The sequence below is a fragment of the Anoxybacillus sp. FSL W8-0104 genome, from assembly GCF_038004465.1.
GTDB classification, from domain to species: domain Bacteria; phylum Bacillota; class Bacilli; order Bacillales; family Anoxybacillaceae; genus Anoxybacillus; species Anoxybacillus flavithermus_G.
Genome location: NZ_JBBOQU010000001.1, coordinates 1440132 through 1461910 on the forward strand (window position 1 = coordinate 1440132; position 21779 = coordinate 1461910).

A 21779-nucleotide genomic window follows, 5' to 3' on the forward strand; every position below is an offset into this window, starting at 1 on the left:
GCTCATTTATATTTCTGAATCATTTTGCTATATTGACTATTTTCATTTTTATATTACGATAGTAGTAATGTTATGTATCCGTTTTCAAAACATAAAATGGAAGGTGGTTTTAGAAAATGAATGTCGTACAAAAAGAAAAACATACACAATCGCATCATCTCTCTGACATACTGAAATTTCTTATTCCTTCGCTTGTTGGGGTATTTTTATTTATGATCCCTGTTCCTTATAAAGGCGAGATGACGATCCCTGTAGCTATTTTAGCTAAATGGGTCGAAGGAAACTTTTCTTCAGTCATTCCGACAATTTCTGTTTTATTTATGTTTATCGCTACGGTTGGCACAATCGTTGCAAAAATTGCTTATCCTTCTTTCATCATGAACAGCCCATTTCTTCGGCGTTTATTCGATGTGAATGGTTTGTTCGTCGTTGCGCGCATCGTTGGAACAATTTTAGGAGCGATGACGTTGTGGCAAATCGGTCCGGAATGGGTATGGTCAGAAAATACAGGTGCTTTGCTGTTGTATAGTCTCATTCCCATTTTGTTTTCCGTCTTTTTATTTGCAGGCTTGTTTTTACCTTTACTATTAGATTTCGGATTACTTGAATTATGTGGCGCACTTTTAACAAAGATTATGCGTCCGGTATTTAAATTACCTGGTCGCTCGTCCATTGACTGTATTGCTTCTTGGTTAGGGGACGGAACGATCGGCGTATTGTTAACAAATAAACAATATGAAGACGGCTTTTATACGAAGCGGGAAGCAGCGGTGATTGGAACAACTTTTTCCGTTGTATCGATTACATTTAGCATCGTTGTCATCACGTATATGAAACTTGAACATATGTTTGGCGCATACTATTTTACGATCGTCGTTGCTGGTCTTGTAGCCGCGATCATTATGCCGCGTATCCCTCCATTATCAAAAAAGCCAGACACATATTATCATGAACATCACGCTCCCGTTGATGAAACAGTACCAGCTGGCTATACTCCTTTTCAATGGGGATTAAAACAGGCAACAGAAGTGGCACAGCGCAATAGCGACATGGGGAAATTATTGAAAAACGGTGTACAAACCGTGATCGATATGTGGTTAGGCGTATTACCTGTCGTTATGGCCATTGGAACGGTCGCACTAATTATCGCCGAAACAACACCGGTATTTGAATGGCTCGGTAAACCGTTTGTACCGATCTTGACGCTCCTACAAGTGCCAGAAGCGTCAGCCGCTGCACAAACGATGGTTGTCGGCTTTGCGGACATGTTTTTACCTGCCATTATCGGTAGCGGCATTGAAAGCGAATTTACTCGCTTTGTTATCGCTTGTGTTTCTGTAACACAATTGATTTACATGTCCGAAGTAGGCGGATTGCTACTTGCGTCAAAACTACCAATTACGTTTAAGGATCTCGTTGTCATTTTCCTTCTTCGCACATTTATTACGTTACCAATTATCGTTTTTATTGCACATTTCATTTTTTAACGCAAAAGGGCAGTCATCTCGCCCTTTTTTTATTTCACTTTTATTTGTCCATCCCAATGGCGCGTTTGATTCATAGTATGGAGAGAGGTGACGTATATGCTTAAACAACATATCGGAAAAACAATCGGCTTATTCGTTAGCCAACTTGTATTGTTACCAGAAATAATGGCTATGAACGGTACAATTGATTTAACACAACTCCATGGAACAGAATTATATGTTGTCATTGGTTTTTACGTGTTTCAGACGATTATCGGCATTTATTTTGGTAATCGATATGATCGAAAAGCTTGTGTAAAAGATCTAATATATCAGCTAAAAAGCAAAGACTTTGCTACGAGTACATTCGAAAAAATCGCAGCGCTCGTTGATCGCGACCCAGATAGTCGTTTAACAATCTATTTGCTCCAAACGAAAAAAGACAGTCATCCCCAACAACAAACTGCCTTCGAACAGCTGTTAGTCGAGACAACGAGAAAAAGTGACATCGTAGCCAAATGGTCAAATGACCAGTATTTAATTATCGCTGTCGAAAATAACGCAAAACCATCTACAATAATTAAGCGAATTAAACAAAATAGCCCGATATCTTTTCTCGTCGGCTATGCGACATATCCAATCGAAGGGGAACAATTACAACAGTTATTACAAGTTGCGAAAGAACGCATGTATGCTACACGTACGACAAAATAAGCGATTCAAACACATATATAAAAAATAGTTTGTCCATTTCGACAAATTATGATAAGATGACGGCAAAGGCATTTCATCAAACTCCTCTTCATATTTCCCACTAGAAATGCCGTATACCTTTATGATGAAAGGTAGGTGAATCAGGCGTGCAAGAACAACTTCTCCTCCAGCTCGTTAACCTCGTCCAAAACTTATCCGAAGACATGCAATGGATGAAGCAAGAAATACAAACAATGAAGCAAGAAATACAAACAATGAAGCAAGAGATGCATGAATTAAAAACAAAAGTGCATAAGCAGGAAGAAGATATTCATTGGTTAAAAGAGCAAATGAAAGAAAATACGGCAATGATTAAGGCTATTCGAGACAATCAATTAGAACAACGTAGCCTTCAAGATGCTATGCGTCATGAAATTGCCCACATTCGTGGGGAAATGGCTACAAAGCAGGACATTGCCTATATCCACGAACGACTTGACTATCAACTCGGCCGTATTGCACGTGCAGAGGAAGAATTGCACATGCTCAAAAAAGCAAACTAAAAGCAAAGCCGTCGCTCCCCTCTTGGAACGACGGTTTGTCTTTTATTTTTGCACTTTTTCTAGAAATGCTAACATATGCTTAATATATTCCTCTTCATACATCGCAAAACTTTTCACATGTTTGGCTTTGTCCGTGAGCCAAAGTGCAAACACTTCTGGATGTTTGTTGTACATCTTTACACTTTCTTCATATGGAATAGATAGATCGGCTTTGCTATGAATAAATAAAATCGGCCGTGGAGCAATTGCATCAACCGCTTTGATCGGCACCGACTCGGCTGGATCTAAATCAGTAATCATCGGAATAAGGGTAATGATTAAATACGTAAACGGAACATTCGGTAAATGCGTCCATACAGGCATATATGTGCGCAAATATCCTTCTAAATCGCTAAACGGGCTGTCAGCAATAACCGCTTTCACCTCTTTATCCATTCCTGCTGCTAAAATCGACGTTGCTGCTCCCATCGATACTCCATACAGAACAATCGGTTCGGCATAATGTTGTTTTGCATAATCAATGACACCAAGCAAATCATATTTTTCTTTTGCGCCAATCGTTGTCATGTCTCCTTCCGATTCGCCGCTTGCGCGAAAATCAAACATAATGACGCGATATCCTTCGTCTGTTAGTACTTTAGCAATTGGCAAAAACGGGACGTTTGGTTCGTAGCGATTGCCGCCATATCCATGCGAAAAAATAACGGTCATTTTCGCTTGTTTCTTTGGCTCAATCACCCACCCTTTCAGCTTTAGTCCGCCGTCTTTACTTGTAAATGTCACATCTTGATAAGCCATTTCATAAGCCTTCGGCGTTTCGACGACTGCTTTTCGCTCTTTATGTGTCAAATTCCAACCGACGTAAATGGAAATGGCGACACACGCAATCGCCGCAAGCAACAATACACCAATAAACGATGGTACAAGCCATTTTTTTGTCTTTCGTTGCCTTTCTACCTGTATTTGCATCGTCCTCACCTCTCTTTTTTCCATTATGTCGCGAACGAAAACAACAATGCACAAAAATGTATATCGATGTGATATAATAAACAAAATGTCTTTCAATGAAAGGAATGAGACTATTGGCTTTTACCCATACGTTTACGAAAGAAGAAGAAATCGTGCATGCGATTACTCATGGCATCGGTGCGGTGTTTAGTATCGCGGCGCTCGTTATTTTGACGGTCATGGCTGCGATGTACGGAAATGCATGGCACGTCGTTAGTTTCACGTTGTTTGGAAGCACGATGCTTATTTTGTATTTGTCATCAACGATTGTGCACGCGTTGCCGGAAGGGCGCTGGAAGCGATTGTTTGAGATTTTCGACCATTCGGCGATTTACTTTTTTATTGCAGGCACGTATACGCCGTTTCTGTTTTTAGCGGTGAGAGGAGCGATCGGTTGGACATTGTTTGGCATCGTCTGGGGGCTTGCACTCTTCGGTACCGTATTTAAATGCTTTTTCGTCGATCGGTTTTTATATACATCGACGATTATATATATCATCATGGGCTGGTTGATTGTATTTGCATGGAAACCGCTCGTTTCCAGCCTTTCGCCAAACGGTGTGTTATATTTAGTCATCGGCGGAATTTTGTACACAGTCGGCGCTGTTTTTTACGTATGGCGCGGCTTTAAATTTCATCATGCTGTCTGGCACTTGTTTGTATTAGGCGGGTCTGTGGCTCATTTTCTGGCTGTATTTGTTTTACTATAAGGCAAGGAACCGACTTGGTCCCTTGCCTTTTTATACTTCTACCTCTTTCGTTTCATTCATCACTAAATCAAAATGACGAACCGATAACATCTCGGCATCGAATAAATCGCATCCCCAAATATGCTGTAAGAAAAGGCGGGCGATAATTTGTTTTCGTTCGTTTTCTTCCGCTTCTTTTAACGCTATGACGCCCAAATACAAGTCGCAAAGGCGATTGGCGATTTAAGCAACGACGCGATCTCCTTGCTTGACCCCCAGTTTTTTCAGCACCGAAGCGACGGCTGCCGTTTGTTGTTTTAACTCTTTCCACGTCACTTCACGCACCGAAACGTGTTCGGAACGGAACAAAAGCGCTGGCTTCTCCTGCATGTTGCGAAAAATGTGTTCCACATAGTTTAGCCGTGCCCCTGGAAACCAGTTTGCCCGTGGCATTTTTCGTTCTTATAACACACTGGTATACGGTGCAGACGACTGAACGCTGCAATATTCCCACACCGTTTCCCAAAATTGCTCAAGATTCTCGACCGATCATTTCCATAACGCCGCATGCGAATCAAACGTAAGCCCTTTTTTTGCTTCTAGCCAATTCATATACTTTTTCACGCTTGATTGTTCGATTTGTTCTTTCGTTGGCGTCCATAAAATATCCCTATCCGTAGTCGCTTTCATTTTCTAGCCCCTTCTTCAAAAAGAAAGAAAATTAAGAACATTTACATTATACTATATGATTATCCGAAAAATATACAAAAAGACGCATCTGCTTTGTTGGCCATGCGTCTTTTTTATCCAAATACAATTTCTTGACGTTCGTCGTCCCATTTCATTTCAACGTGTTTTTTCTCTTCATAAAATGTATACGTCTTTTTACCAAATTGTACAACTGTTCCTTCCCATGCGTGTTCAATATAGATCGTCTCCCCTTTTGGAACAGCTAATACAGTCTTAATCCCGAGCGAAGAGCCAACTTCTTTAATTTTCATCCCTTTTTGCGCATACGCTTCACCACCGCGTAACACTCCGTGAACAGTCAATGTGCCTCCAGCATAAATGTTACAATTGTAACACCCTTTTCCCGTTACAACGACATCTCCACTTCCGTGAATGACGCTATTTAAAGCGTAAGAAAGCTCAATTGCATCGTTTTCTTCGCGGTCGTATTGCCCGATAAACGTATTTAGTTCTCGAAGCAAATTCGCCATGCCTGCTAAACAATGAAAATGATTCGGACGATCAGCGAGCAAGCAACCATCCAACTGTGAGCCAATATCGAACCATTGTTCACCAATTTGTTCGCGTTTTTGTTCGCACATCATTTTATACTTTTTCATTGCTTCCATCATCGTTTGAAACTTACTTTCAAGCAGCCTTTTCGTTAGCGGATAAATATCTTGTTCGCGAATTTTTGACATGACCATCAATTGTTGAATGGCAACAATCATTCGTTCAAGCGAGTGGCGAATTTGTTGTAATAAACTGATAAGCTGTGTAACGAGCATTTTATTTTCACCTGATGTGACTGTACCGCCAATGACGTTTTGTTGAATAAAAATAGATTGTTGCGCACGAATTTTTGCTCGATTGACATTTTGTAAAATCATAATACTACCAAGCGCTTCAACGACCATCTCGTCTTGAACATTGCCTGTAATTTCAACATCACCTTTAAAATGAATGTTTCCTACCGATAAATCGACATCACCTTGATGAACGAGCTTTGGAATAATGGAGACAACGACCGTTTTTCCTTTTTTTGCCATTTGTGGCCTTCCTCCTGTTGTTGCTAAAATGCGGTTTTCATCCATCGTTACACCTTTGCCTAGTTTAACCATGACTGGATGCACTTCGCGAACAGGAATCACTTCATTCGTCACCTTTAATCCCGGCTTTCCAGGCTGCGGGGGATGAACAATCGCGATTAAATCTCCTTCACCGACCGTTGCGATCGTTTCCATTTCACGATAATCAACCGTTCCATCTTCACGTACTTTCGGCTTCCTTTTCCCCTCTCCTACTTTTACTTCCACCCAACCGTCTGTTCCTTCAATTGGCTCAACTCCTTTTGCTATAGTCGTGCTTACTTTTTTCTCCGACTGCAACACTTCTCGAATCATGTCTTCGTTCACGCCGTAAACAATCCCTAACTCTTGCAGTTTCGCCATCACTTGCTCATATGACACATCATAAATGAGCTCATTCTCCATTTTTGCTTGTATATGTAATTTGTTAGATGGTTGCTGATCTTCAAGTACATATCGACGTCGCACCCCAGGCACAAACGTTAATGTTGCTTCTAACTTTCTATATACATGCACCTTAAAACCATGACTTCTGTATGAACACCTTTTTCATGGTTATACTGCTCCTAAATATTTCTATACAAAAGGAGCGGAATTGGCATGAAACGTTTGAAAATCACAAATGATCACGGTTGGACGCCTCGAACACTTCGGAAACAAGAACGGAAAATCAAAGATGCTTCCCTTCGCGTTCGGGTGACCGCTGTTCGTCTTGTCATGGAAGGTCATCTCGGTAAAGATGTGGCCAAAATGGTCAATCTATGCCGTCAATCCGTTGCCATCTACGTTGCACGGTTTAATCAAGGTGGGCTCGATCATCTACTCGATCGTCGGTTGCCGCCTGGTCGTGTGCCGTTTCTTACGGAAGAACAACAACAAGAAATTAGACAACTCGTGTTAACTACCACACCTGTGGATGCTGGCTGGGGCATCGCTTCATCATGGAACACGCGCATTTTACAATCTTACATCCAACAAACTTATGGCGTTTCGATGTCACGTGAAGGGATTCGTAAGTTGTTGCATCGTCTTCGTTTGTCATGGACACGTCCGACGTATAAGCTCGTCAAAGGAGACGCTAAGCGTCAAGCTGCCTTTCAAAAAGAACTTGAATTTATAAAAAAAAACTAATTACCGAGAATGTCACGCTGTTTTATGTGGATGAGACACATGTTCGTGCTTATCAAGCGCTACGTACGACATGGGCAGAAGTAGGAAATCAAAAACAAGTGCCAAGCTACGGTCACCATGCCCACGTTTCTATTTTTGGCGCCGTCGATGTTCAACAAGGCGATGTGGTTTTCCATCGTGCTTCATCTGCCAATGCCGAAACGTTCCTTGACTTTTTGCGCCGATTGAAAGAGAAATATGCCGATCAATTCCTCGTGCTTGTGTTAGACAATGCGCGTATTCATCATGCCAAGATGGTACAAGCCTTTCTTGATGGCGAGGAAGGTACTGCTTTTCATTTCATCTTTTTGCCGCCGTATTCTCCACAGTTGAACCCGATTGAACGGTTATGGAAGTGGTTGAAAGATGAAGTGATTGCCAATGTTTTTCACAAGGATCAAAATGACATTGCCCAGTCCATTACTCGCTTTGAACAGTACGTTCTACAACACCCGGATGAGGTGTTGCGCCGCATCGGGTGTACTGCGTGAACCAGAGGTTAAAATTTTAAATTGGATGTATATAGCATCTACATCAACTCTCCAAACGGATTGTGCAATGCTTTCTTCTTTTGGGCAAATGCGAACGTCGTCGCCTTCTTGTAACGTCACCTTTCCTTCGATCGCTTTCCCGTTATGCAAACAAATGACTCCCTCGCCAATAATGATCGTTGGGCCTACGTCCAAACATTCGTAACAAAAATCTCCGTCTTGTATCCACGCTTTTCCTTCTTTCTGCTGAACAGTTTGCTTTGTTTGATGCTTCTTCGTTAGTCGAACAACAGCTGGTTGCGAAACGATACCAAACAGCTTTTTACGCTCTTGTTGAACGATTTCAACGACGACATCTTCACGCGTCGCTTGAAGTTGTTTTAGCCCTTCTGCAATCGCTTCTTCTAGCGTGTTTCCTTTTACCTCGATGCAATCCATTTTTCCCCCGCCTTTTTCCCTTATCATTTTCCATTATTTTTATTATAATAGTAAAAAAGATAAAAAGAAATAGTGAAAAAAGTCGGACTGTATAATGAATTTCGTAATAAAAGGATGGGTGATATGAAAAAGCGAGCTACATTTAGCGCAATACTTTCCATTAGTTTATTGCTAAGTGGATGTGCACAAAAAGAAAATGATCATGCTGAGGAACATCAAACAAATGATATACGCGAAGAAACGGCTTCCATTCATCGTTTGCCGTCTTTTTTAGCCAAACATAACGAATCCATGGCTCATTTGTACGAACAGGCTGCAAATCATCAAACGTTGTTAGAAAACATCCCCTGTTATTGCGGCTGTGGTGAATCGGTTGATCACAAAAATAATTATGATTGTTTTGTATATGACAACAAAAGCGACGGTGCCATCGTCTGGGATGACCATGCGACAAAGTGCGGAGTTTGTTTAGAAATCGCAGCCATTTCAATCGAGCAATATGAAAAAGGTATGTCTGTGAAAGACATTCGCCGTCTTATTGATGAAACATATAAAGAAGGCTATGCTAAACCGACACCGACAAAGCCGATGTAAAAAACCGAGCATTTCGCTCGGTTTTTTATTTTTTCGTTAATTGCCATGCCCGCTTGAGATCTTTCCATGAAGATGCTTGATTATACATGAGCACGCCGCCACGATACACTTTTGAACCAAATACGAATAAAAAGGCAATTGTTCCGACGAGCAAACCGATGCTAAGGACAATTTCCCAAGTTGAAACGTTCAACATGCCAATACGTAAAAACATAATCATCGGGGTAAAAAACGGGACAAACGACATTGCTGTAATAAATGGTGACTCCGGTGCATTTAAACCAAACATCGCCATGATAAACGCTGCGACAACGAGCATCGTCACAGGACCAGCCATTTGTTGTACTTCTTCGACGCGGCTGACAATCGAGCCAAGTACCGCAAATAACATCGCATACAACAAATAACCGAGCAAGAAAAAGATAATGCCGTACGTAATTAAAGAAAGCGGGAGTTCATTCATACCAAGCAACTGACGCAATATATCGCTTTGTTTCATCGAGACATAGCCAACTGAAAAAATAAACATAAACTGCGTCAAACTTAACAAAGCAACTCCTAAAATTTTTCCGAACAATTGTTGAACAGGTGAGATACTTGAAATTAAAATTTCCATAATACGTGATGATTTTTCCGTTGCTACTTCCATCATAATCATACTTCCGTACATTAACACGAACATATACATCGCAAACAATAGCACATATACGATCGCTCTTGCTTGATTTAATTGTTCTTCTGTTTTTGCATGTTCTTCAAGCGCTACTTTTTCTATGGCAATTGGAGCATATAATGCGTTTATTTGTTCATACGTTAATCCAATTTGTTTTGCCATCATCGCAATTTTAACTTGTTGCAACGCTTGCTCAATGCCATGAATGACATCACTATCTGCAATATTTTTTGCATAATATGTCACTTTCGGCTGCGCATTTTGTACGTCAAGCACGATATACGCATACCATTGATCCGTTTGAACATATATTTTCGCTTGTTCTTCACTTCCATCATGGCGAACAAGACTTATTTCTTTATTCGATTGCAATTGCGATTGCAATGCTTCGTACCACCCATTTGTTTCATCAATAACACCAATTGTTTTTTGAGCATTATCGCTAAACGCTTCAATGATACGATCTAACTGACTAATACCAAATACAATAAAAGCAGTAATGATCGTTGAAATGAAAAAAGACTTTGATTTTAATTTCGTTACGTACGTGTGAAGAAAAACGATCCAAAACTTATTGTTCATACGCTGCACCTACTTTCTCGATAAAAATGTCATTGAGCGATGGTTCTTCTAGCGAAAACGTACGAATAAATCCTTTTGCATAAATATGTTCAAGAATGCGCTGGGATACACTTTCATCTGCTATTTGTAAGCGAACTCCTTCAACCGTTTTCTCCATTTTTAATACACCAGGAACGTTTGTTAATGTTTCAAACGGAAGTTCTCCGTGAATAATGACATTTTTCTTGCCGAAAGATTGCTTAATTTCTTTAATTGATCCATGAACAATAGGTCTTCCTTTATGCATAATGCATATATGTTCACATAATTGTTCAACATGTTCCATCCGATGACTTGAAAAGACAATCGTTGTTCCTTGTTGTTGTAAATCTATTACTGCCTTTTTCAACATTTCAACATTTACCGGATCTAATCCGCTGAATGGTTCATCTAAAATCAGCAATTGCGGACGATGTAACACCGCAGCGATAAATTGAATTTTTTGTTGATTACCTTTCGATAACTGTTCTACTTTTTGATTTTCATATTGCGGGATTTTAAAACGCTCCAGCCAATTGTGCATTTCTTTCACAATTTCTTCTTTATGTAATCCTCGCAATCTCCCTAAATAAATAAGCTGTTCTTTTACTTTTAACTTTGGATACAATCCTCTTTCTTCCGGCAAATATCCGATGAGATGACTATGTTTATACGTAATATGCTCACCGTTCCATGTAATCTCTCCTTTCGTTGGCTCAAGCAATCCTAAGATCATTCGAAATGTTGTCGTTTTTCCTGCTCCGTTCGCCCCCAGAAATCCAAATATACCCTTTTCCGGAATAGACAACGTCACATCATCTACTGCTGTAAACGAGCCAAACTGTTTTGTTACATGTTGCAACACTAATCCCATGTTTTCCACTCCTCGTATAGTATGTTTAGAAAGATTTTTAAATCGAATTTCCAGTTGGATATGCTCCTTGACAATCGCATATGTGTAAGTGATTTGCCCACGGAGGAGGGGCGCGCCCCTCCCCCGTGGATGGCACTACATCGGGGTTGGACTTTTCGCGATGTTCTTGGATAATGGTCTTAGGATCATCGGGGACACTCTTCTCTCTCCTGTAGCTTTGACTACTTAGAAAGTCTGTCTCCCCGGCTCCTGTTCGGACTTCTAACCCGCAGGCTGTTCCCGTTGGTTTCCCATGCTGGAAGGAGCAGCTTCCAGGCAGCCCATGGCCCAACGTGAGTTCTCATATGCGAGGGTGACTGGTCAACAGGCGCGGTCCGGGGGCATCCCGAAGAGTCCCAACCCCACGATCCTACTACGATTGGAGGTGATCTCATGAAACTCTACGTCGGGATTGACGTGAGCTCAACGGACTTATACACGTGTATCATGGATCAAGAAGGAAACACGTGCGCCCAATTCAAGGTGGACAATCATCTCCTTGGCGCGACCTTCCTTCGCGATCAAATCCTCCTGTGGGCCAACAAGCTCCAACCATCCGAAATTCTCATCGGGATGGAAGCCACTTCGGTCTACAGCTGGCATCCAGCGATGTTTTTCCACCAACAGGAGGAGCTGAAGTCTTGGAATGTCAAGGTGTTTACCATCAATCCAAAGCTCATTCGCAAATTTAAAGAAGCGTACACTGACTTGGATAAAACGGACGGCATCGATGCGTGGATCATCGCCGATCGGCTTCGCTTTGGCCGTTTGAAAGTGACAGCTGTCATGCAAGAACAGTTTATCGCCCTTCAACGGCTCACGCGCATGCGCTATCATCTCGTCCATCAGCTGACTCGGGAAAAGCAGTACTTCCTCCAACACTTGTTTTACAAGTGCAGTTCCTTTACCCAAGAGGTGGACAGCTCCGTGTTCGGACATGCCATCTTAGAGCTTCTTCTCGAGTCGTTTAGCTTAGACGAAATCAGTCAGATGGACGTGCAACAGCTCGCTGACTTCTTGCGCCAAAAAGGACGCAATCGCTTTGCCGATCCGGAATGCATCGCCAAGTCCATTCAAAAGGCGGCTCGTTCGTCGTATCGGCTTTCCAAATGTGTCGAGGATTCCATCGACTTGCTTTTAGGGCTATCGATTCAATCCATCCGTAGCCTTCAAGCGCAAATTAAAGAGCTAGATAAAGCGATTACTCGCCATTTGGAAGGCATCCCAAATACGTTACAAACGATTCCCGGCATTGGTCCGGTCTACGCCGCTGGCATCTTAGCCGAAATTGGACAAATCGAGCGCTTTGACAACCAAGCCGCCTTAGCAAAGTATGCAGGTTTGACTTGGTCTAAGCACCAGTCCGGTCGGTTCCAAGCCGAGGAGACTTCCCTCATTCGTTCCGGCAATCGCTATCTCCGTTACTACCTAGTGGAGGCTGCCAACTCGGTACAACGGCATGATGCGTCGTTTCGCACCTATTACCGGAAGAAGTATGAGGAAGTACCAAAGCACCAACACAAACGAGCCCTCGTCCTCACCGCTCGAAAACTCGTGCGTGTGATCGATGCGCTGCTACGCAACGGTCAAATCTACACGCCAAGAAAGGGGGAAGATCGATAGGGGTATCGATCTAACTGATTTTGCATTAAAACCCAGTTAATGACATAAGACAAGACTGGGCTTCTTAAGTATTGCCTTTTTTCGGGTCATCGGACAATCGAATTTCCAATTTCGATGATTTTTCACCTTGACATATTACCGCAGGACTTTCTCCTTTATTCCATTATAACGTATAAATACAGGTAAAAGTTTCATACATTTACTTTTTTATGTTCAAAAAATCCGTTGACATCTTTGTTTTTTTGTTTCATAATTCTGAAAAAAGGTATATATGGAACGAGGTACGGGACGAGTAAACCGATGGAATGTGACAGAGAATGGAACCCATAGGCTGGAAGGTTCCTCACGGAAAGTCGGTTGAACCTACCCTATACGGCCGCTTATGCAAACATAAGCCGTTCCCCCGACGTTACAGGGCACGAGGTGGGCGCATTGCGCCAAAAAAGGTGGTACCGCGGAAAAAATGCTTTTCCGTCCTTTTCTGTAAGGGCGAAAAAGCGTTTTTTATTTTGTGGAAAGGGGTGAAATGGTGAGAAAAAAGCGAATCGTCGTCAAAATTGGCAGTAGCTCATTAACCGAAAAAAACGGGACGCTTTCGGAACAAAAACTACGTGAACATGTTGAAGCACTTGCGTATATGAAACAACTTGGGCACGATATCATTCTCATTTCTTCCGGAGCGGTCGCCGCTGGGTTTGGGTTGCTTGGGTATCGTTCGCGTCCGAAAACGATTGCGGGAAAACAAGCAGCCGCGGCTGTCGGGCAAGGAATGCTGATGCAAAGCTACATTTCCGCCTTTCGTTCGTTTGATATCGTTGCCGGACAATTGTTGTTAACACGCGCAGATTTTTACGATCGCGAGCGGTTTCGTAACTTATTTGCGACAATTTCTACATTGTTAGAACGTGGCGTTCTTCCAATTATTAATGAAAACGACTCAATTTCAGTGGAAGAGTTGACGTTCGGAGATAACGATTTATTGTCCGCGCTTGTAGCCGGTTTTTTGCATGCGGATGCCTTGATCATTTTAACGGACATTAACGGCCTATATGACCAACACCCAAGCCGCCCGGAAGCAAAAAAATATCATTTTCTGTCTGAAATTACTGACGAACTGTTGGAACAAGCTGGAGGTAGCGGATCAGCGGTTGGAACGGGGGGAATGAAATCGAAGCTGCTTGCCGCACAAAAAGCTCTTTCTTTTGGTGTCAGCGTCTTTATCGGGACAGGAACAGGAAAAGAAAAAATCAAACATATTTTAGAAGGAAAAGGCGACGGGACGTATATCGGCTCTCCTTTTCAAGAACAGATGCAAATGCGCAAACAATGGATTGCATACCATTCCGAAGTCACCGGAGCAATCGAAATCGATGAAGGAGCAGAAACAGCCATTTTGCATAAAGGAAAAAGTTTATTACCTGCTGGGGTGACCAATGTGTTCGGTTCGTTCCAAGCGCTCGATGTCGTCAACGTCGTCAATCAAAAAGGCGACGTGATCGCTAGAGGGCAAGTATATTATGCTGCGGATGACTTACAAAAGGTAAAAGGAATGGCAAGTGAACACGCAAAACAATACTCTTTCCATCACCGCCCAGAAGTCATTCATCGCGATCATTTAGTTTGCTTAAAAAGGACGCCTGTCCACTAAAAACGAAAGGAGCGAAAACGGATGAACGAATTACTAACAAAAGCAAAAAAATTAAAACAGGCCGCGAAACGTTTAGCGATTTTATCGACGGAAGAAAAAAACGAGGCGCTGGCGATCATCGCGGAAACACTAATTGCACGAAAATCGTACATTTTAGAAGAGAATGAAAAAGATATGGCAAGTGGAAAAGAAAACGGGCTCTCCCCTTCCTTGCTTGACCGACTACAACTGACGGAAGAACGTATTCACCAAATTGCTGACGGTGTTCGCCAAGTGATTCAGCTACCAGATCCAATCGGCGAAACGATCGAACAATGGTCGCGACCAAACGGACTCCTATTAAAACAAATTCGCGTACCGCTTGGTGTTGTCGGTATGGTATATGAAGCCCGTCCAAATGTAACAGTCGATGCAGCTAGTCTTTGCCAGGCGTGTTGATTAACCAATAATATCCATAAAAAACATAGAAAAAAGAGCACCTTTCCTGTAGAATGTAAGTAACAACACAAACAAACCTAGGAGGTGCTCTCTATGCACAAGCATACCACACTCCCAAATTTGATGCAAAAAATTGTTTCTGATGAAGATCTCCAGTCGATTACCGAAGCCGTTGGCTACCATGACACTTCGCGGACGTTTACGGTGCGCACGTTGGTTGATTTTTTTCTGCTGGCGGCACTTCACGAATGGAAAAGTTTCCGTCATGGTGCCGATGTGGCGAAAATGTACGGATTGCCGACGTTTCATTACTCGACGGTTTCTAAGAAAGCGAAAGAAGTTCCGTACGAGGTGATGAAGCGCTTATTTGCTTTGGTTGTTTCTAAGTGCAATCGCCAAACCCGCCGTTCGCTTCGCTTTCCAAAAGCATTGCGTATAGTAGACTCCACGACCGTCACCGTGGGGAAAAACCGCCTGACATGGGCACCCTATCATGGGGAACGATCCGGAGTGAAAATGCACGTCGCGTATTCCCCTGAGCAACAAATGCCGAGCGACATCGTAGAAACCGTAGGGTTGCGCCACGATGGACCGGTGGGAGAGCGGCTCACAGACGTACAAACGGTTCTTGTCGAAGATCGAGCGTACTTTAAAATTGAACGCCTCGATCGGTTTGTCGAACAGAAGCAACCGTTTGTGATTCGGATGAAAGACAATGTCGAGATCCATCAAAAAAAGAGCCTAAAGCGCCTTTCTTCCTCCTCTTCTTCTATTGTGGCGGATTTTACTTGCCAGTTAGGAACGAAACAATGTCGTTCCAAAAAGCGCCATCGCGTCGTGATCTTTCAGGATGCGAACGGGCATGAAATCCGTGTGGTCACGAACGTCTTAGAGGCATCGGCGGAAAAGATTGCCGAGATGTATCAAGAACGTTGGACAGTGGAAGTGTTTTTCCGATGGATCAAGCAATATCTAAACGTTCCGACCTTATTTGGCACCAACGAGCATGCGGTATACAACCAACTTTTTGCGGCATTTATCGCTTATGTGTTACTGAGATGGCTATATCATCGAACGGAAAAACGGACAACCTCGTCCCTTACCTTTCTTTCGTTTGTCCGTCGTTTTTTCTCTGGGCAACTTCCTCTCGAATGGAAATCCGAGATGGCAGCTGTCTTATTTGAGTATGCCCGAATATATGGGAGGAGTATGCCTAATTTTGGATAATCAACAGCCGTGAGTCTTTGCTTAAAAACAGGAAATGCCGTCTTGTGGCGCGGCAGTTCTTCCGCTATTCACTCGAATAAAGCGCTCGTGTCGGTCATGCAAGAGGCGTTAAAATGGTCTTCTGTCCCAGTTGACGCGATTCAACTGCTAGAAGATACGAGTCGCGAAACGGCACAACATATGTTTCGTTTAAAAGAATATGTGGATGTTCTCATTCCACGCGGCGGCGCCGGTCTTATTCAATCCGTCGTCGAAAACGCAACGATTCCTGTGTTAGAAACAGGCGTCGGCAATTGCCATATTTTCATTGACGACTCTGCTGAAAAAGAAATGGCGATTGATATTGCCATAAACGCTAAACTGCAACGCCCATCTGTCTGCAATGCGGTCGAAACGGTCATCATCCACCACCAATGGCCATATATAAACGAGTTGCTTGAAACGCTGCATGAAAAAGGGGTCGAACTACGCGGTGACAACCAGCTTGCGGCTACATATCCGTTCGTCCGTGAAGCGACAGAAGAAGATTGGGCAACCGAATTTTTAGCCCCGATTCTAGCGGTGAAGCTCGTTGAAACAGTCGATGAAGCGATAGAGCATATTGAGCGCTACGGCACAAAACATTCCGAAGCAATTATTTCTGAATGTAAGGAACACGTGGAGCAATTTTTCGCTCGCGTCGATGCCGCCGTATTGTACCATAACGCCTCTACCCGCTTCACCGACGGCGAACAGTTCGGATACGGTGCGGAAATCGGCATTAGCACACAAAAACTGCACGCCCGCGGTCCAATGGGCTTACGCGCCATCACGACAACAAAAACGCTCGTGTACGGGAACGGGCAAGTGCGGACATAAAAACCAGCCTCTATATGGGGCTGGGTTTTTCGTCTTACCGAATTGCTTCTAATACTTCCGCAAACCACTTACGCTCATCATCCCATCTCGCCTCTTCCAATCGCAACGAAATTGGGATATCGCAATGGATGGCCGCAAGTTTTCGCGACAAATGAAGCAAGTCGAGATGTTCGGTTATTTTTTGTTGCTGTGCTTTTGTTAAGTTCGCAAAATTTTCGATGATTCCTTCAATTGATCCGTATTGTTGAATAAGTTTAAACGCTTGTTTTTCACCGATGCCGCGCACGCCTGGGTAATTGTCGCTTGCATCGCCCATAAGCGCCTTCACATCAATAAGCTGATGAGGCTGAATCCCTTTTTCTTGAGTAAAGCGGTCGAGCGTATACGCCTCATAGTTGCCAATGCCTTTTGCCAACAAATAAACAGTGACATGTTCCGAAAGAAGCTGGAATAAATCACGGTCTCCAGTCACAATCGAAATGCGCATCCCATCACGATATTGCTTTACAAGCGAGCCGATGCAATCGTCCGCTTCGGCACCAAGTACGCCGATATTCGGAATGCCAAGCATCGCAACCGCTTCTTTCGCCAAATCAAACTGCGGCATTAATTCATGCGGTGGCTCGCCTCGATTAGCCTTATAATCTGGAAACCATTCCGTGCGAAACGTCGTGCTTCCCATGTCCCAACAACAAACGACATGCGTCGGCTGAAGTGCATTTGTTGCCGCTTCGATTTGTTTCACTACCCCATATACCGCATTCGTTGGCACACCGCGGCTATTGATCATCCAACGCGGTGCTGTCGCATAAAACGCTCGAAACAATAACGCCATCCCGTCAATTAATAACAAATGTTCTCGTTCCATCTTCGTTGTCCTTTCTATGTATCGATGAAACAAGTATAACAAAAAACCATCCAGTACAGGATGGCGGAAACGTTCAAAAATATTTTGTGCAACGTATCATTTATTGCAAACGTCTTTTTAGAAAACGAACTAGCTTCATGATCGAACATACAATAACAAATACGACACCCTGAACCTCCCGATGGCTAAAGCCACGGGGTTCTTGTGTACAAAAGGGTTTCTCGTACACCTGCGTGTAGAACTCACCCTTGTTCCACAAGACTTTCATGGGCAAACACCTTACTGGTGCTTATCGCCCTGTGCGCCCGGTTCAAGACGCTTTTTATCATTTAAATTTCCATACTACTTACGACACATGAATGAAGATGAAGTCGTTTGATTTCTTCATCATGCAGTCGAATAAATTGATCCCATCTCTCTAAACATTTTTGTCGATCTATTTCTTTTCGATTGTCTTTCACATTCATGATTAAAAATGCGCTGTATAAATCTTCGACAGGTGACAGGCACAACGACATCAGGGCATTTTCTATTACGGGGATGCCTTATTTGTGTTGCGCTTCTTTACATACTACTATCGGGATGAATAGTTACGGGCAAACGTACTATTTTTTCAATTTATTAAAGATTCTTTCACGCTTCAAAAAATAGTAAACGCTTTTTAAGGCTAATATTTTTACAAAAAAAGGAGGGCGATTCGCCCATCCGTTAAATTTTCATAATGCCGCCTGTACTAGCTGACGTGACGAGTTTCGAGTAACGGGCCAAATACCCGGTTTTCACTTTCGGCTCAAATCCTTTCCAATTTGCTTTTCGCTTTTCCCATTCTTCTTCTGGAACGAGGACATCAATTGTTCGTTTCACAATATCAATGACAATATGGTCACCATTTTGTACAAAAGCAATTGGACCCCCTTCGGCAGCTTCTGGCGATACGTGTCCGATCGATAAACCACGAGAAGCACCGGAGAAACGACCGTCCGTAATGAGGGCAACTTTCGGTCCAAGTCCCATACCGACAATTTGCGATGTCGGCGCAAGCATTTCTGGCATCCCTGGTCCACCTTTTGGTCCTTCGTAACGAATAATGACGACATGCCCAGGTTGTACTTTTCCTGCCGCAATGCCTTCAAGCGCCTCTTCTTGAGAATCAAATACGATCGCCGGTCCTTCATGGCGTGTAATGCCACCTTGAATACCACCTGTTTTAATGATGGCGCCGTCTGGAGCCAAATTTCCAAACAAAACAGCCAGTCCACCTGTTTCTGAGTACGGATTGTCAATTGGACGAATGACTTCATAGTTTTTTACTTCGCATCCTGCAATGTTTTCACCAAGTGTTTTGCCTGACACCGTCAATGCATCTAAATGAAGGGTGCCTTCTTTTTTCGACAGTTCGTGCAATACTGCAGATACACCACCCGCTTCGTGTAAATCTTCAATATGCATATCTGATGCTGGTGCCAATTTTGCTAGATGCGGCACGCGAGATGCGACCTCGTTAATACGCTCAAGCGGATAATGAATGCCTGCTTCGTTAGCAATAGCTAGCGTATGTAGCACTGTATTTGTTGAACCACCGAGCGCCATATCAAGTGCGAATGCATTGTCAATTGCTTTTTCGGTGACGATGTCGCGCGGTTTAATATCATGCTCGATTAAATACATTAACTGCTGAGCTGAACGTCGTACAAATTCTTTTCGTGCCGGATCAATCGCTAAAATCGTGCCATTACCAGGGAGCGCTAAGCCGAGCGCCTCGGCTAAACAGTTCATCGAATTTGCTGTAAACATTCCTGAACAAGAACCACATGTCGGACAGCCGTACTGTTCAAGTTCTTGTAACCCTTTTTCATCGATTTTTCCGGCTTGATATGCACCGACTCCTTCAAATACAGAAGAGAGCGAAATTTTTTTCCCATCGCTCGTCACACCTGCTTTCATCGGTCCTCCGCTTACAAAAATAGTCGGGATATTTAAGCGCATCGCCGCCATCATCATGCCAGGTGTAATTTTATCGCAGTTCGGAATGCATACCATCCCATCAAACCAATGGGCAGAAACGACCGTCTCAACAGAGTCAGCAATAATTTCTCGGCTCGGCAACGAATACCGCATACCAATATGTCCCATCGCAATGCCATCATCGACCCCGATGGTGTTCATTTCAAACGGAACACCACCGGCCTCACGGATTGCCTCTTTTACAATTTTACCAAACTCCTGCAAATGAACGTGACCTGGAATAATATCAATATACGAGTTCACAACCGCAATAAACGGCTTATGAAAATCTTCTTCTTTTACCCCTGCTGCACGCAATAAACTGCGATGGGGTGCACGGTCAAATCCTTTTTTAATCATATCGCTACGCAAAACAAATCCCTCCATTTTTTCTGAACTTGTTAAAAAACATTGTAACATTTTTTTAAATAAAATAACAATTCTAAAAATAAAAAAACTCTTTTTCTACAAAAAACGCAGAAAAAGAGTTTTTAAAATATGCACTTTCGCAGATGTCCCCCTCTCAATCCCCCATAAGAAAATGATTTATTTCTTTCGCTGCTTCGCGTCCTTCATGAATCGCCCAAACAACAAGGCTTTGTCCACGTCTTGCATCACCTGCGACAAATACACCTTCAACATTCGTCTTGTATGCTTTACTAATTGTCTCGATTCCAAACTGTTGTAAAAGTTGCGGTTCTGGTCTTTCAAAACCAATAGCGATCAATACGAGATCACACGGCCATATTTTCTCTGTACCTGGAATTTCTTTAAATACAGCACGCCCTTGATCATCTATTATTTTTTCCATTTGGATCGTATGCAGTTCTTTTACTCTCCCTCTCTCATCACCAACAATTTTTTTCGTTTGAATACAATATTGACGCGGGTCATTGCCGAACTTCGCTTCCGCTTCTTCATATGCATAGTCAACTGTAAATACAAGCGGGTATTGCGGCCATGGATTATCGTTTGTACGCTCTTTTGGCAATGCCGGATGTTTGCCGAATTGCACAACGCTTTTACATTGTTGCCGCAATGCCGTCGCGACACAGTCAGCCCCTGTATCGCCACCACCGATTACGATGACATGTTTATGTTTGGCATCAATAAACGTTTCATCTTTTTCGCCGGTAAGTAGCCATTTTGTCGTCATTGTCAAGTAGTCCATCGCAAAATGAACGCCATCAAGCTCGCGTCCTTCGATCATAAGATCGCGTTGCTTTTGTGCTCCAATACAAAGCACAACCGCATCATATTGTTTGCGCAATTCATCCACCGACAAATCTTTTCCGACTTCTATGTTTGTAACAAACGTAATTCCTTCTTTTTCAAGCAAGCGTACACGTCTCTCAACGACGTCTTTTCCAAGTTTCATATTCGGAATGCCGTACATCAACAAACCACCAATTCGATCCGCGCGCTCATACACAGTGACAAAATGACCAGCTTGATTTAGTTCATCTGCACAAGCTAACCCTGCAGGACCAGAGCCAATGACGGCCACCTTTTTTCCGGTTCTCTTTTTCGGAATGCGCGGTTGAACCCACCCTTCCTCAAACGCTTTGTCAATAATCGCTCGTTCAATTCCTTTAATCGCTACTGCCGGATCAGAAATCGCTACTGTACACGATCCTTCGCACGGCGCTGGGCAAACGCGTCCTGTAAATTCTGGGAAATTATTTGTCTTCACTAACCGTTCAAACGCCTCTTTCCATCTTCCACGATACACAAGGTCGTTCCATTCTGGAATGAGATTATGAATCGGACAGCCAGATGTCAAGCCTTGAAGCTCTATGCCCATATGACAAAACGGCGTACCGCAATCCATACATCGCGCACCTTGTCTCGCTAACGTGTCGGTTGAAAATGGAAACGTATATTCATTCCAATCATGTAAACGGGAAAGCGGATCGCGCTTTTTTTCTTCCTCCCGTACATATTCCATAAATCCCGTTGCTTTCCCCATCATTCTCCCCCTTTCACCTATTCGGAAGC

At 43.1% G+C, this 21779-nt stretch carries 20 protein-coding genes and 3 pseudogenes; 12 read left to right on the forward strand and 11 right to left on the reverse strand.

Translation table 11 applies throughout. The features are described from left to right. Positions 1–116: 116 nt before the first annotated feature. From NST18_RS07700 to NST18_RS07710, 3 genes are all read left to right on the forward strand, one after another. Positions 117–1487, forward strand: coding sequence for a YjiH family protein (locus NST18_RS07700; protein WP_064221368.1), 1371 nt, complete (start codon positions 117–119; stop codon positions 1485–1487). Between the two features lie 96 nt (positions 1488–1583). Continuing rightward, entirely contained in the window at positions 1584–2180 is a 597-nt protein-coding gene (locus NST18_RS07705; RefSeq protein WP_340721323.1) for a Stand-alone sensor domain-containing protein, read from the forward strand. Between the two features lie 146 nt (positions 2181–2326). Then, a complete protein-coding gene (locus NST18_RS07710) occupies positions 2327–2722 on the forward strand; it encodes a hypothetical protein (protein WP_128356927.1) in 396 nt (131 codons plus the stop codon). Between the two features lie 42 nt (positions 2723–2764). On the opposite strand, the gene NST18_RS07715 is transcribed toward NST18_RS07710, so the two are convergent. After that, positions 2765–3691: an alpha/beta hydrolase gene (locus NST18_RS07715; RefSeq protein WP_004890157.1), complete on the reverse strand. Its 927-nt coding sequence runs from the start codon at positions 3689–3691 to the stop codon at positions 2765–2767. 95 nt (positions 3692–3786) lie between these two features. Between NST18_RS07715 and trhA the strand changes: the two genes are divergently transcribed. Continuing rightward, a complete protein-coding gene (trhA, locus tag NST18_RS07720; protein ID WP_035018625.1) occupies positions 3787–4440 on the forward strand; it encodes a PAQR family membrane homeostasis protein TrhA in 654 nt (217 codons plus the stop codon). A 30-nt stretch (positions 4441–4470) separates the two neighbouring features. Here the strand turns inward: trhA and NST18_RS07725 are convergent, their stop codons facing one another. The 3 genes and pseudogenes from NST18_RS07725 to NST18_RS07735 all read right to left on the reverse strand — a co-directional run bounded on the left by NST18_RS07725 (position 4471) and on the right by NST18_RS07735 (position 6752). Further along, positions 4471–4635 carry a hypothetical protein gene (locus tag NST18_RS07725; protein WP_230456181.1) on the reverse strand — a complete coding sequence of 55 codons (165 nt, stop codon included), beginning with the start codon at positions 4633–4635 and terminating at the stop codon, positions 4471–4473. Positions 4636–4665: 30 nt separating this feature from the next. Further along, positions 4666–5109 (reverse strand): annotated as a pseudogene (locus tag NST18_RS07730) (acetyl-coenzyme A synthetase N-terminal domain-containing protein); the annotation flags it as partial. 113 nt (positions 5110–5222) lie between these two features. Then, complete coding sequence (locus tag NST18_RS07735) at positions 5223–6752, reverse strand: DUF342 domain-containing protein (RefSeq protein WP_340721324.1); 1530 nt, start codon at positions 6750–6752, stop codon at positions 5223–5225. A gap of 84 nt (positions 6753–6836) precedes the next feature. Here NST18_RS07735 and NST18_RS07740 point away from each other — a divergent pair, with 84 nt between their 5' ends. Together NST18_RS07740 and NST18_RS07745 are read left to right on the forward strand one after the other, a co-directional pair. After that, complete coding sequence (locus NST18_RS07740) at positions 6837–7367, forward strand: helix-turn-helix domain-containing protein (RefSeq protein WP_004890151.1); 531 nt, start codon at positions 6837–6839, stop codon at positions 7365–7367. Between the two features lie 26 nt (positions 7368–7393). Beyond that, the gene (locus tag NST18_RS07745) at positions 7394–7897 is read left to right on the forward strand and encodes an IS630 family transposase (protein WP_088223292.1); all 504 of its coding nucleotides are present in this window, start codon (positions 7394–7396) and stop codon (positions 7895–7897) included. Here NST18_RS07745 and NST18_RS07750 read toward each other — a convergent pair. After that, positions 7850–8335 carry a Jag N-terminal domain-containing protein gene (locus NST18_RS07750; RefSeq protein ID WP_232467198.1) on the reverse strand — a complete coding sequence of 162 codons (486 nt, stop codon included), beginning with the start codon at positions 8333–8335 and terminating at the stop codon, positions 7850–7852. The genes NST18_RS07745 and NST18_RS07750 overlap by 48 nt on opposite strands. Positions 8336–8458: 123 nt before the next feature. Between NST18_RS07750 and NST18_RS07755 the strand changes: the two genes are divergently transcribed. After that, complete coding sequence (locus NST18_RS07755; protein ID WP_004890144.1) at positions 8459–8929, forward strand: PCYCGC motif-containing (lipo)protein; 471 nt, start codon at positions 8459–8461, stop codon at positions 8927–8929. A gap of 25 nt (positions 8930–8954) precedes the next feature. Here NST18_RS07755 and NST18_RS07760 read toward each other — a convergent pair whose 3' ends face one another. Both NST18_RS07760 and NST18_RS07765 read right to left on the reverse strand, forming a co-directional pair. After that, positions 8955–10184 carry an ABC transporter permease gene (locus NST18_RS07760; RefSeq protein WP_004890142.1) on the reverse strand — a complete coding sequence of 410 codons (1230 nt, stop codon included), beginning with the start codon at positions 10182–10184 and terminating at the stop codon, positions 8955–8957. Beyond that, positions 10174–11076 carry an ABC transporter ATP-binding protein gene (locus NST18_RS07765; protein ID WP_004890140.1) on the reverse strand — a complete coding sequence of 301 codons (903 nt, stop codon included), beginning with the start codon at positions 11074–11076 and terminating at the stop codon, positions 10174–10176. The genes NST18_RS07760 and NST18_RS07765 overlap by 11 nt, the downstream gene beginning before the upstream one ends. A gap of 432 nt (positions 11077–11508) precedes the next feature. Here NST18_RS07765 and NST18_RS07770 point away from each other — a divergent pair, with 432 nt between their 5' ends. The 5 genes and pseudogenes from NST18_RS07770 to NST18_RS07790 all read left to right on the forward strand — a co-directional run. Continuing rightward, positions 11509–12738 carry an IS110 family transposase gene (locus NST18_RS07770; protein WP_064214420.1) on the forward strand — a complete coding sequence of 410 codons (1230 nt, stop codon included), beginning with the start codon at positions 11509–11511 and terminating at the stop codon, positions 12736–12738. 526 nt (positions 12739–13264) lie between these two features. Beyond that, on the forward strand, positions 13265–14386 hold the full coding sequence (gene proB / locus NST18_RS07775) for a glutamate 5-kinase (RefSeq protein WP_004890135.1): 1122 nt from the start codon (positions 13265–13267) through the stop codon (positions 14384–14386). 21 nt (positions 14387–14407) lie between these two features. After that, positions 14408–14812, forward strand: a pseudogene (locus tag NST18_RS07780) (gamma-glutamyl phosphate reductase); the annotation flags it as partial. Between the two features lie 105 nt (positions 14813–14917). Further along, the gene (locus tag NST18_RS07785) at positions 14918–16051 is read left to right on the forward strand and encodes an IS4 family transposase (RefSeq protein WP_088223289.1); all 1134 of its coding nucleotides are present in this window, start codon (positions 14918–14920) and stop codon (positions 16049–16051) included. A 6-nt stretch (positions 16052–16057) separates the two neighbouring features. Next, positions 16058–16909 (forward strand): annotated as a pseudogene (locus tag NST18_RS07790) (glutamate-5-semialdehyde dehydrogenase); the annotation flags it as partial. Between the two features lie 34 nt (positions 16910–16943). Here NST18_RS07790 and NST18_RS07795 read toward each other — a convergent pair. The 4 genes from NST18_RS07795 to NST18_RS07810 all read right to left on the reverse strand — a co-directional run bounded on the left by NST18_RS07795 (position 16944) and on the right by NST18_RS07810 (position 21750). Further along, positions 16944–17777 (reverse strand): 5'-3' exonuclease, encoded by an 834-nt coding sequence (locus NST18_RS07795; RefSeq protein ID WP_004890127.1) that lies wholly within the window; start codon positions 17775–17777, stop codon positions 16944–16946. Positions 17778–18106: 329 nt separating this feature from the next. Next, positions 18107–18244 carry a hypothetical protein gene (locus NST18_RS07800; RefSeq protein WP_192950785.1) on the reverse strand — a complete coding sequence of 46 codons (138 nt, stop codon included), beginning with the start codon at positions 18242–18244 and terminating at the stop codon, positions 18107–18109. Between the two features lie 241 nt (positions 18245–18485). After that, positions 18486–20201 carry a dihydroxy-acid dehydratase gene (gene ilvD, locus NST18_RS07805; protein WP_051035070.1) on the reverse strand — a complete coding sequence of 572 codons (1716 nt, stop codon included), beginning with the start codon at positions 20199–20201 and terminating at the stop codon, positions 18486–18488. 103 nt (positions 20202–20304) lie between these two features. Then, positions 20305–21750 (reverse strand): glutamate synthase subunit beta, encoded by a 1446-nt coding sequence (locus tag NST18_RS07810; RefSeq protein ID WP_004890122.1) that lies wholly within the window; start codon positions 21748–21750, stop codon positions 20305–20307. Positions 21751–21779 lie beyond the last annotated feature (29 nt).